The organism is Actinophytocola sp. (genome assembly GCF_045807065.1).
Lineage (GTDB): Bacteria > Actinomycetota > Actinomycetes > Mycobacteriales > Pseudonocardiaceae > Actinophytocola.
Genome location: NZ_JBJMIE010000418.1, coordinates 1 through 11,858, shown reverse-complemented (window position 1 = coordinate 11,858; position 11,858 = coordinate 1). Strand labels below are relative to the sequence as shown.

Annotated in this window: 6 protein-coding genes; 4 read left to right on the top strand and 2 right to left on the bottom strand. The window is 75.2% G+C overall.

The window, feature by feature from the left end:
- The 3 genes from ACJ73U_RS24505 to ACJ73U_RS24495 all read left to right on the top strand — a co-directional run.
- A partial coding sequence (locus tag ACJ73U_RS24505; protein ID WP_407780043.1) for a penicillin acylase family protein occupies positions 1–2,293 on the top strand: 2,293 nt, incomplete at its 5' end.
- Positions 2,290–4,089, top strand: a complete 1,800-nt coding sequence (locus tag ACJ73U_RS24500) for an amino acid adenylation domain-containing protein (RefSeq protein ID WP_407780042.1) — start codon at positions 2,290–2,292, stop codon at positions 4,087–4,089. The genes ACJ73U_RS24505 and ACJ73U_RS24500, both read left to right, overlap by 4 nt.
- Positions 4,086–5,336, top strand: coding sequence for a cytochrome P450 (locus ACJ73U_RS24495; RefSeq protein ID WP_407780041.1), 1,251 nt, complete (start codon positions 4,086–4,088; stop codon positions 5,334–5,336). Before ACJ73U_RS24500 ends, ACJ73U_RS24495 begins: the two co-directional genes overlap by 4 nt.
- Here the strand turns inward: ACJ73U_RS24495 and ACJ73U_RS24490 are convergent.
- Positions 5,299–6,087: a thioesterase II family protein gene (locus ACJ73U_RS24490; protein ID WP_407780040.1), complete on the bottom strand. Its 789-nt coding sequence runs from the start codon at positions 6,085–6,087 to the stop codon at positions 5,299–5,301. The genes ACJ73U_RS24495 and ACJ73U_RS24490 overlap by 38 nt on opposite strands.
- A gap of 9 nt (positions 6,088–6,096) precedes the next feature.
- On the bottom strand, positions 6,097–11,148 hold the full coding sequence (locus ACJ73U_RS24485; protein ID WP_407780039.1) for an amino acid adenylation domain-containing protein: 5,052 nt from the start codon (positions 11,146–11,148) through the stop codon (positions 6,097–6,099).
- A 190-nt stretch (positions 11,149–11,338) separates the two neighbouring features.
- Between ACJ73U_RS24485 and ACJ73U_RS24480 the strand changes: the two genes are divergently transcribed.
- Positions 11,339–11,858 (top strand): hypothetical protein (locus tag ACJ73U_RS24480; RefSeq protein ID WP_407780038.1); only part of this gene is annotated, 520 nt, incomplete at its 3' end.

The window sequence follows — 11,858 nt, the reverse complement described above, 5'->3', positions numbered from 1 at the left end:
GGCCAACATCCTGAAGGTGCTGACGGGGCTCTTCCTGGAACCGTCGATCGAAATGGAAACGACACCGAACTCCGACATCAACCTGGTGGAGCAGGCGGCGCTGTCGCTGACGGAGCCGTCGCGGGCGCGGCTGGCGCGGGCGCTGCTGGCCGCGCACCGGGGCTGCCCCGGTGACGTCCCCGTGCCCGGGCTCGACGCCGAGGTGGCTGCCGTGTCGGGTCCCGGCGGGGTGACCCGCGTCGAGGCCGGCTCGTGGCTCGACGCGGTCCGCGCGCTCGGCTACCTCACCGCCCGCGACCGCGGCTTCCAGCTGGAACTGGCTCGCCGCACCGCCGCGGGCCGGCTGTCCGAGGTGTGGGGGCGTCCGGCGCTGCCCGTCGACGAGCGCTACCGGCGGCTCGGCCTCGAGGCCGCCGCCGAGGCCGCCGCGGCGGCGCTGGCGCCACCGGAGCGTGATCTGCTCGCCGCCTACGCGGCCGGGGTCACCGCGGCGTGGCACCACCACGGACCGCCGTTCGAGTGCCGGTTCCTGTCCTACCGGCCGAAGCCGTGGACCCCGACCGACAGCCTGCTGGTCGCGCTGTACCTGCTGCACGCGCTGTCGTGGGAGGAACCGGCCAAGCGCGCCGACGCGGTCATCCGGCGTGCGTTCCCACCCGGGATCGCCGAGTTCCTGCTGCCGGGAGGTCCCGCCACCGTGCCGGCGGGCCTCGCCGCCCACCGCACCACGGCCACCCCGCCCGAGGGGGTCGTCGCCCTCGACCGGGCGGCGCCGGGGTCGAACGCCTGGATCGCTCCCTGCGGGTCCGGTCCGGTCCTCGCCGCCGACCCGCACCTGGCGTTGTCCCTGCCGAACGCCCTGTACGAGGTCGACCTCGCCTGGCCGGACCACCGGCTCCGCGGGCTCGTCGCGCCGGGCCTGCCCGTGGTGCTCAGCGGCAGCAACGGCTACCTCGTGTGGGGCGTCACGAACCTCACCGCCGACGTGCTGGACCTCGTGCCCGTCGGCGCGGGCGACGGGCACGACACGGACAGCGAGCTCCGCACGGACGTCGAACGGATCGCGGTGCGCGGCGGCGGCCACCGGACGGTCGAGGTCACGCGCGCGGGCACCATGCCGCTGGCCACGCACCCGCTGCCGGACGGGAAGACGGCCATCCGCTGGATCGGGCACGACCCGCGGTCGTGCGACCTGCGGTTCCAGCGCATCGCCCAGGCAGCGGACGTGGCCGCGGCCGTCGCGGTGCTCGACGACGCCCACGGCTTCCCCCTCACCGTGCTCCTCGCCGACGACGCGGGCCACACGGCCCAGCTCGCGACCGGCCTGCTGCCCCGCAGACCCGCGGACGGCTCGGCCGCGCAGGGGTACCTGACCGGCCCGGAGCGTCCGCGCGTGACCGACCCCGCGGCCGGGGTCCTGGTGTCGGCCAACGACGCGGGCCTGCCGGAGCACCCGTTCCGCATCACCCACGACCCCGACCCTGGGTACCGCGCACGGCGGATCCGGCAGGTGCTGGCGAGCGGCACCGGGCACGGCGTCGAGGCGGCGCGCGCACTGCAGCACGACACGCACGCGGCGCTCTACCGGCCTTATCAGCGGATCGCGGTCGACGCGCTCACCGGCCGCGACGACACCACCGCCGCGCTGCTCGCGGCCTGGGACGGCCGTGCCGACGCCGGGTCGCGTGCCTTCGCGGTGCTGGTGGCGACGAGGGCGGTGCTGGCCGAACGGGTGCTCGCGCCCTACCTCGCGGAGTGCCGGCGGCTCGACCCCGCCTTCACCTACCCGTTCCGCTGCGCCGACCGGCCGCTGCTGGCCATCGTCGGCTCCGGCGACCCCGCCCTGCTCCCGCCGGGCGAGGAGGACGGCGGCTGGGGGGCGTTCGTCGCCCGCTGTGTCGCCACGGCCCAGGCCGAACTCAGGACCGGCCGGGGCGAGCTGCCGGTGTGGGGAGCGGTGAACCGGGTGGGGCTGGACCACCCCCTGTCGGCACTCGTGCCGTGGGCCTGGCGCCTCCTCGGCATCGCGCCACGACCGCAGCCGGGTGCGCTGCACACCGTGCGGACCTGTGTGCCGGGCTTCGGCGCGGTCGCCCGCGCCGTGCTGACGCCGGGCCGGCACGGGGTCGTCGCGTTCGACCTGCCGGCCGGCCAGTCCGGCCACCCCCTCAGCCCGCACTTCGACGACCGGCACGAGACGTGGTCGGCAGGCCCGGCCGCAGTCGAGCGCCCCCAGCGAGCCGGGTGCGCGTTCGCGTTGCGCCCGGCGACACCCGGGAAGGATGACCGATGAAAATGGACCACGCAGAGGCGCGGTGGCAGCGCACGGTTCCCCAGCTGTTCGCCGCCCAGGTCCGCGAGCGTCCCGACGAGGTCGCGGTGTCCGCGGGCGGCGTGCAGGTGAGTTTCGCCGAGCTCGGCGAGCGCGCCGACCGGATCGCCGCCTGGCTGGCCGACCGCGGTGTCGGCCGCGATGGGGCCGAGGACGTCGTCGCGGTCCACCTCGACCGGGGGCTCGACGTCATCGCCGCGCTGCTGGGCGTCCTCAAGGCCGGCGCCGCGTTCCTGGCGCTGGACGTCGGCGCTCCGCAGGTGCGGCGGCAACGGCTGCTGGCGGCGGCGGGCGCGGTGGCGGTCGTGACCGACGGCCGGCTGACCGTGCCCGACGGCATGCCCGCGTTGCGGCTGCCCGACGGGCTGCCCGCCGGGCCGGTGTCCCCGGTGGACCGGTCCCGGCCGGACGGTCTCGCCTACATCTGCTTCACGTCCGGTTCGACCGGGCGGCCCAAGGGCGTCGGCGTGCCGCACCGCGCCGTGGTGCGACTGGTCGAGGGCGGCTTCGCCGAGCTCGGGCCCGGGCAGACGTTCCTGCACCTGTCGCCGCTCGCGTTCGACGCGTCGGTGTTCGAGATCTGGTCGCCGCTGCTGACCGGCGGGCGGCTGGTCGTGCACCCGCCGGGTCCGCTGGTCGCCGAGGAGCTGGCCCGCGTGCTGGCGGAGGAGAAGATCACCACGCTGTGGCTGACCGCGGGCCTGTTCCACCGCATGGTCGACCACCACCTGGAGGAGCTGGGCGGCCTGCACCAGCTCGTCGCGGGTGGCGACGTGCTCAACCCCGGGCACGTCAACCGGTTCCTGGCGCGGTTCCCGTCGGTGCGGCTGATCAACGGCTACGGGCCGACCGAGAACACCACGTTCACCACCTGCCACCCGGTCACCGCCCCCGTCGAGCACACCGTGCCGATCGGCCGCCCGATCACCGGTACGCAGGTGCGGGTGTTGGACGACGAGCTGCGGCCCGTGCCGGCGGGCGGGCGGGGCGAGCTGTGCGTGACGGGCGCCGGGCTGTCCCGCGGCTATGTCGGCGACCCGAGGGCGACCGCGGAGAAGTTCCTGCCCGACCCCTACGCCGCCACCCCCGGAGCGCGGATGTACCGGACCGGCGACATCGTCGGGGAGCTCGCCGGCGGCGTCCTCGAGTTCTTCGGGCGCGGCGACCGGCAGGTCAAGATCCGCGGGTTCCGGGTCGAGCCGTTCGAGGTGGAGCAGGAGATCGCGGCACTGCCCGGCGTGCGGCAGGCCGTCGTGGTCGTCCGCACCGACGACCAGGGGGACCGCCACCTCGTCGCCCACGCGGTGCCCGCACCCGGTGAGCTCGGTGGCGAGCACCTGGCCGCCCGCGTCCGGCGCGCCCTGCGGGCCGCGCTGCCGGCCGCCATGATCCCCTCGGTGATCCTCACCGCCGACGAGCTGCCGCTGACCGCGAACGGCAAGGTCGACACGGCGGCACTGCCCGCGCCCGCCCGCGCGCCGCGGCAGTCCGACAGCGACTACCTCGCGCCGCGCACCCCGGTGGAGCAGCTCGTCTGCGACCTGTGGGCCGAGGCGCTGGCCGTCGAGCGGGTCGGCGTGTGGGACGACTTCTTCGAGCTGGGCGGCAACTCCCTGCTCGCCATGGACCTGATCGGCAGGACCGAGGCCGTGTTCGACGTGGAGCTGCCCATCCGCGCGCTGCTGCACAACCCGACCGTCGAGGAGTTCGCCGAGGCGATCGACGACCTGATCGGCCTGGAAGGGGCGCGTGCATGAGGATCTCCTCGGGGCGGGGGACCGTGCGGGTCTCCGAGATCGACCTGTACGACCCGAAGGTGTTCAGCGACGGCGACCCGCACGCGGCGTGGCGCACGCTGCGTGCCGAGGCGCCGGTGCGCTGGCAGGACCTGCCGGACGGCCGCGGATTCTGGTCGGTGACGCGCTACGACGACGTGCGGCGGGTGCTCGGCGAGTACACGGAGTTCACCTCGGAGCGCGGCGCCATCCTGAAGATGCTCGGCGTCCGGGACCCGGCGGGCGGGCGGCAGATGGCGGTGAGCGACCCGCCCCGGCACACCCACGTGCGCCGCCCGCTGCACCAGATGCTGACGATGAGCGCGTTGCGGTCGCGGGTGCCGCGCATCCACGCCGCCATCAGGGCGCTGCTCGAGCCGATGGTCGAGGGCGAGACGTTCGACCTCGGCGCGGCGATGACCGCGCTCCCCATGATCGTGTCCGGTGTGGTCATGGGACTGCCCGAACAGGACCACCCGGAGCTGGTGCGAGCCGGGCTGATGACGGTGGCCCCGGACGACCCGGAGTTCCAGGTGGACGGGAGCCCGGAAGCGACGCTGCAGCAGGCGCACCACGACCTGTTCGCCTACTTCGGCCGGCAGGTGCGCGGCCGTCGTGGCGAGCCGGCCGGGGACCTGGGGGACCGGGACCTGATCGGCAGGCTGATGACCATGCGCGTCGAGGGCGCGCCACTGTCCGACGGCGAGATCGTGTCCAACTGCTACAGCATGCTGCTCGGCGCGAACGTCAACACCGGCCACGTCGTCTCCGCGGCGATCCTGCACCTGCTCGACGATCCCGAGCAGTACGACCGGTGGGCCAAGGACGAGACCCTGCTCAAGACGGGGATCCGCGAGGCGCTGCGGTGGGCCTCACCGGTCGTGCACTTCCTGCGCTACGCGGTGGCCGACGTCGAGGTCCGCGGGCAGCGGATCCGCGCGGGCGACGGCGTCGTCGCCTGGATCCCGTCGGCGAACCGGGACGAGGAGGTGTTCGCCGACCCGTTCCGGTTCGACGTCGGCCGCGAGCCCAACAAGGAGATCGCGTTCGGGTTCGGCCCGCACCGGTGCATCGGCGCCACCGCCGCGCAGATCACCCTCGAGCTGACGCTGCGGGAGATCTTCTCGCGGGTGGCGTCGTTCGAGCAGGCGGGCGAGGTCGACCACCTGTGCTCCAACTTCACCGCCGGGATCAAGCACTTCCCGGTGACGGTGCGCGCGCGGCGGTGAGCCGCTCGCCGAGGTCGCGGGCGAACTCGGCGAGCAGGGCAGGTGGTGCGGCCAGGAAGTCGTAGTGCTCGCCGTCGAGCAGCACGTGGCGGCAGTCCGGGGTGAGGTCGCGCCACCCGCCCATCAGGTCGAACGGCACCTCGGTGTCCCCGGACCAGCCGATCGCGGTGACCGGGCACGGCAGCGGCCGCGGCGCCGGCACGCGGTAGCGTCGGTTGGCCTCGATGTCCTTGACCAGCAGCTCGACGCCGAGCTCGATCAGGGTGGGGCTGGGCGTCCCGCCGAGGCTCTCCACGAGCCTGGCCAGCTCGGCGCCCAACTCGTCCTGGCTCAGGTGCAGGAACCGGCCGTACGGGCCGTCGTGCGGAGCGACCTGCGAGGAGATGAACAACCGTTGGGGCGTCGGCAGTCCGGCGTCGTGCAGCTGGTGGGTCAGCTCGACACCGGGCAGCGCCCCGCCGCAGTGCCCGAAGAACGCGAACGGCCTGTCCAGGAACGGCGGCAGGTACTCGACCAGCGCCGCGGCCAGCTCCTCGTAGGTCCCGTAGTGCGGCTCCCTGACGCGGTTCTCGCGCCCAGGCGGCTGGACGAGGCACACCTCGACCGACCCGACCGTGCGGGGCCACCGGTGGTACATCGACGCGCCGCACCCCGAGTAGGGGAAGCAGAACAGCCGCGCGGACGCCTCCGGGTTCGGCCGCCGCAACAGCCAGCGCGGCTCCTTCTTCCGGCGGGGAGCGGGAGAGGTCATGATCCGAAGCTATTCGCATCCGGCGTGTGCGGCAAGCGTCCCGTCCGGACCACGCACGACCCGCAATCCCGTGCGGTACAAGCGATCCGGCGCGACGTGCGGTAGCCGGACCGGCGGTGGACCGGCGGTGGCGACGCCCTGCCCGCCGATCACCAGCTCGCCGGGGACCCCGACCGGTACCGGCCGGCCGTCCTCGCCCACCACGTGGCAGGTGGTGTTGGCGAGCGGGGTGCCGACGTCCGGTGCGCCGGGCGCCTCGACGCGTGCCGCGGTCGACCAGAACGTGGTGGCCGGGTAGCCGTGGACGCGCCACACCACCCGGCCGAGGCCGGGTGGCAGGCGGTCGGTTCCCGCGCCCGTGCGGACGATCCGCAGGGCGGGGTCCCCGGGCCACCCGTGGTCGACCAGCGACCGCCACCACCCGCCGGGTGCGAGCGCGGTGGTCGCGCCGGCCAGCAGGCCGGCGAGCGCGTCCGGGTCGTGCGCCTCCTCCGCCGTGGGCAGGTCGAGCCGGCCGCCGGTGGAGAGCGGCAGGAAGAGGTCCAGCCACCCCTGGTCCGGCGTGGTGGCGAGCAGCACCTCGTCCTCGCCCTGCCAGCCCAGCCGCGCGCACAGCCCGCGCCGGGCGTTGTCGAGGGCGCGGTGGGTGAGCGTGACGCCGTCGGGCCACACGAGAGCGGGTGCGTCGGGAGCGGTCGGCCCGGGCGGTGCCGGTGGCGCCGCGCGCGGCACCGCGGCGAGGTCGAGCACCGGCACCCCGGCCGGGGCGAGGTCCGGGCGGTCGGTGACGAGGACCGCCGCGTCGGGCCGTTCGCCGGGCACGGCCGGGAGGTAGGCGCCGGCGGCCCGGTGGACGGCCAGCAGGGTGGCCGGGAGGTCGGTCGACGGCGCGACCGCGACCGCGACGACCGAGCCGGGGGCGAGCCCGGTGTCGTGCAGGCGCGCGGCGATGGCGGTCGCGCGCGCGTCCAGCTCGCCGTAGGTCAGCTCCTGCCCGCCGCATCGCACGGCGACCGCGTCCGGCGCGGCGCGGGCGTGCTCGCTGACGGCGTGGTGTGCGCCGACCGGCCCCGGCCAGGCCCGCGCGGTCGCGTTGACCCGCTCGACCAGTCGTCGCTCCTCGTCGGTGCGCAGGTCGGTGTCGGCGGGGGCGTCGGGGTCGGCGGCCATCGCGGCCAGGACCCGCCCGAGACAGGCGGTGGCCTCGCCGTCGAGCACCGGAACCGCCGCCGTGTCGTCGAACGAGGTGGTGCGCGGGCCGGGGATCTGCCACCCGACCAGCTCGACGCCCTGCCCCGGTGCCGCGTGGCGGACGACGTCGACGATGTCGGTGTCGACGTGGTCGAACACGACACCGACCGGTGCCGCGACCGGGACCCGGGATGCGTGCGCCACCGCGCGGACGAGGTCGCGCCAGGTGCCGCGCAGGACGTCGACGCGCACCGACGCGAACCGCCGGTGGTCACCGATGAGCCCGTCGCCGGCGGCGTTCGCCGGCCTGCCGTCGACGCGGAGGGTGACCGCCACCTCCCCGCGGCCGGCGAGCAGCCCGGCGACGCGCGCGTGCGCGGCGAGCGCCACCGTCCCCCCGGTGAGCCCGGTCTCGCGTGCCCGTGCGCGCAGCCCGTCCGCCACGGCGGGGGGACCCGGGACGCCTCCCCGTGCCGGCGCGGGGAGGGGACCCGGGGAACGGCGGGGGTAGGCGGCGACCAGCTCGGCGGCCAGCAGTGCCATGCCCCAGCGGTCGGTCACGGCGTCGAGCGTGAGGTCGAACGCGCCGGCACCGGGCCGGACGTGCACGGCCAGGGTGTGCGCCGCCGGGGCACCGGGCGGCGGCGCGAGTGCGGTGCGCAGTGGGGCGTGGCGTGTCTCGAGCGCGGCGAGTGCCGCGTGCAGCGCCCGGTCATCGAGGTCACCCGCCAGACGCAGCACCACACTCGTCCGCCCGGCGTCGCCGGTGGGCGGGGAGAACGGTGCCGCCACCGGCGGTGCGGCCGCGGCGAGCTGTGCGAACGTGCGGGCGCGCACCACGTCCGCGACGGTGAGGTCGAGGCCCTGTCCCGCGAGGGCGGCGGCGAACCGCAGCGCGGTCATGGAGTCGCCGCCGAGCGCGAACAGGTTGTCACCCACCCGCACCTCGGGCAGCCCCAGCAGCCTGGCGGCGGCCCTGGTCACGGTCCGTTCGGCCGGGGTGCGGGGTCGGCCGGGGCCGGTGTGGCCGGCCGGCTCGTCGTCGGCCGCCGCCAGGGCCGTCCGGTCCGCCTTGCCGCTCGGTGTCAGGGGAAGTGCGTCGAGGAACCGGATGCGGCTCGGCACCATGTAGCCGGGCAGGGTCTCGTGCAGGTGGGCGAGCAACTCGGCCGGTTCCGGCGTGGCGCCGGCCGCCGGCACCACGTGCGCGTCGAGCCGGACCGCGCCGTCCCGCGCGGCCACGGTCACGACGGCGTCCGCGACGGCGGGGTGGGCGGCGAGCCGGGTCTCCACCTCGCCGGTCTCGACCCGGTTGCCGTAGATCTTCACCTGGTGGTCGAGCCTGCCGAGGTACTCGACGGCGCCGTCGTGCCGGACCCGTCCCAGGTCGCCCGTCCGGTACAGGCGGGCCGCCGGGTCGGCGGCGAACGGGTCCGGCACGAAGCGTGCCGCCGTGAGCACCGGCCGGTCGAGGTACCCCGTGGCGACCTGCACGCCGCCGATGTGGATCTCGCCGGCCGCGCCGATCGGCACCTCGCGCCCGGCGCGGTCGAGGACGTGGATGCTCGTGTTGTGCACGGGCCTGCCGATCGGGGTGCTCGTTTCACCCGCCCGGCACGGCCACCACGTGACGTCGACGGTCGCCTCGGTCGGCCCGTACAGGTTGTGCAGCTCGCACGACATGCGGGCGTAGAAGGCGTCGACGGCGTCCGGGGGTAGCGCCTCGCCGCTGCACAGCACGCGCCGCAGCGACGGGCAGCGCGCCGTCCCCGGCTCGGCGAGGAACAGCCGCAGCACGGACGGCACGAAGTGCAGCGTGGTCACCGCCTCCGCGCGGACGACCTCGACGAGGTAGGCCACGTCCCGGTGGCCGCCCGGCGCGGCGAGGACGAGCCGGGCGCCGACCGTGAGCGGCCAGAAGAACTCCCACACCGAGACGTCGAAGCTGGACGGCGTCTTCTGCAGCACCCGGTCCCGCGGCGTGAGCGAGAACGTGGCTTGCGTCCACGCGATGCGGTTGCGCAGCGCGCGGTGGGTGATCTGCACGCCCTTCGGCCGACCGGTGGAGCCGGACGTGTAGATCACGTACGCGTGCGTGTCGCCCTCGACCCTGGTCGGCACGGGGTCGTCGGATGCCACGAGCTCCGCCGCCAGCTCGTCGAGCACGGCCACGGGCACGTCGACGGCCGGGAGGCGCGCGCGCAGGTGGCTCTGGGTGAACACGAGCGACGGCCGCGCGTCCTCGACCATGAACCTGATCCGCTCGCCGGGGTAGTCGGGATCGAGCGGCAGGTACGCCGCACCGGCGGCGAGGGTGGCGAGCAGTGCCACGACCAGCTCCGGCGACCGCTCGACCGCGACGCCGACGATCGCGCCCGGACCGACACCGCGGTCCCGCAGGTGGTGGGCGAGGCCGTTGACGCGCCGCGCCAGCTCGCCGTAGGTCACCGACCGGCCCGCGAACCGCAGCGCCACGGCGCCGGGCCGCTCCGCGGCCACCGCGAGGAACTTCGCCGGCACCCAGGGCTCGTGGTCGTGGTCGTGGGTGGTCTCGTTCCAGGCGGCCAGAAGCCGCCGCTCGCGCGCCGTGGTGAGGGGGAACTTGGCGAGCGGACGTGCCGGGTCGGCCGCCACCGCGGCCGCCAGCTCCTCCAGGTTCTCGAGCACGGCCGCGGCGGTGCCGGCCGCCGGCACATCGGCGCCCCACCACAGCGACAGCGACAGTCCGGCCGGTGTCTCCTCGGTGAGGAGTACCAACTCCGCCGCCGCACCGGCCGACGGCGCGGGCAGCGGCCGTGCGGCGAGGCCGCCGCCGAACGTCAGGTCCGCCGCGGCCGGCCGGTGGACGTGCACGGCCTGGCACACGGGGGAGCGGTCGGAGTCCCCGCGGTCAGTGACGCGGCCGACGAGGCGGCTGAACGGCACGAGCCGGGCGGCGTGCGCGACGCCGGCGGCCCGGCCGCCGCGCGCCAGGACCTCCGCGAACGTCGGGTCACCCCCCAGGTCGAGGTCGACCGGGACGCGGTTGGCGAAGTTCCCGGCCACCCGGGCGAACCGCGGCTCTGGGCGCCCGTCCAGCACGGTGCCGACCACGATCCGGTCCTGCCCGGTGTAGCGGTGCAGCACGATCTGGAACAGGGTGGTCAGTGCGACCGCGCTGGTGGTCGAGGTGTCGCGGGCGAGTGCGGCGAGCGCCTCGGCCGTCGCGGCGGGCATCGTGCGGGTCGCGAACGCCGCGCCGTCGCCTGCCGCGCCCCGCGGCAGTTCCAGGGGTGCGGGCGCGGGTGTGAACCGCGCCGCGAGCCCGGCCAGCTGGTCCGCGGCGTCCGGCCCGGTCAGGAAGTCCGCCTGCCAGGCCACGAAGTCCCGGTAGCGGGCGGGCGGCGGGGGAAGCGCGCGGCCGGTCCGGTACAGCTCCGCGCACTCCGCCAGCAGGGCGGCAGCGGACGGGAGATCGGCGACGAGCGGGTGCAGCACGACCAGGACCCAGTGCCGTTCCCGGTGTCGTTCCCGGTGTCGTTGTGCGTGCTCGCGGTACACCCGTAGCCGCAGCAGCGGGTCCGCGCGCACGTCGAACGGCGCGGCGGCGTCGCGTTCGAGCACGTCACGCACCTCGGTGCCGGCGACCTCGTGCTCCCGCAGGTCGAGCTCCCGCGCGGGGAGCACGACCTGGAACGGCACCCCGTCCCGCGCGTCGAAGGTGGTGCGCAGCACCTCGTGCCGGGCGACGAGCGCCACCCAGCAGTCGCGGAACAGCGCCACGTCGAACGGACCGGTCAGCTCGACCGCCTGGCTCACCGCGCCGACGTCGTGGCCGCACTCGATGTCGAACCAGCACGCCGCCTGCACGGCGGACAACGGGTACTCCACTCGACCTCCCTGTGCCCGGGCTCCGTCGACCGTGATCCATTCTGGCGCCTCGCGGTGGCGTTGTGTGCCATCCTCCACAACTGCCGACGGAAGAACGAAGCCCTTCGCCGATGTCCGAGTCAGCCATAGCCCCCAACCGTGCGTTCGTGATTAGCTCACCGGTGTGCTGTCGCCCGCGTCCGACGAAGAGTTGAGTGTTCGGCAGGCGGTGCTGCAGGCTGAGGCGACCGACGTGCTCGCCGAGCTTGACCTGGCGGCGGTGGTCGGGCCGATGTCGCTGACCGGCAGCTATGTCTCCGGCCTGATGTGCTGGCCGGACCTGGACGTCATGGTGTGCGTCGGCGCCGCGTTCTCGCCGCGGGAGGTGCTGCGGCTGCTGGAGAACGTTGTCGACCGGCCCGACGTGCTCGGGTTCGAGTATCACGACGAACGAGGCCCGCGGTCGCCTACCGGCACTGTCAGGGACGAGCGGTACCACGTGCCCATCGCCCTGTCCCGTGGCGACCGGACCTGGCGCATCGACCTCACCCTGTGGTTGAACGACCCGCACGCCAACCTCACCGTCTGGCACGAGAACCTCCGTGACAGCATCACCGCCGAGCAGCGCGCCGCCGTCCTGCGGATCAAGGACGTGTGGCACCGGCTACCCAGCTATCCGGACCAGATCGGGGGCACGGAGATCTACACCGCGGTCCTCGACGACGGGGTGC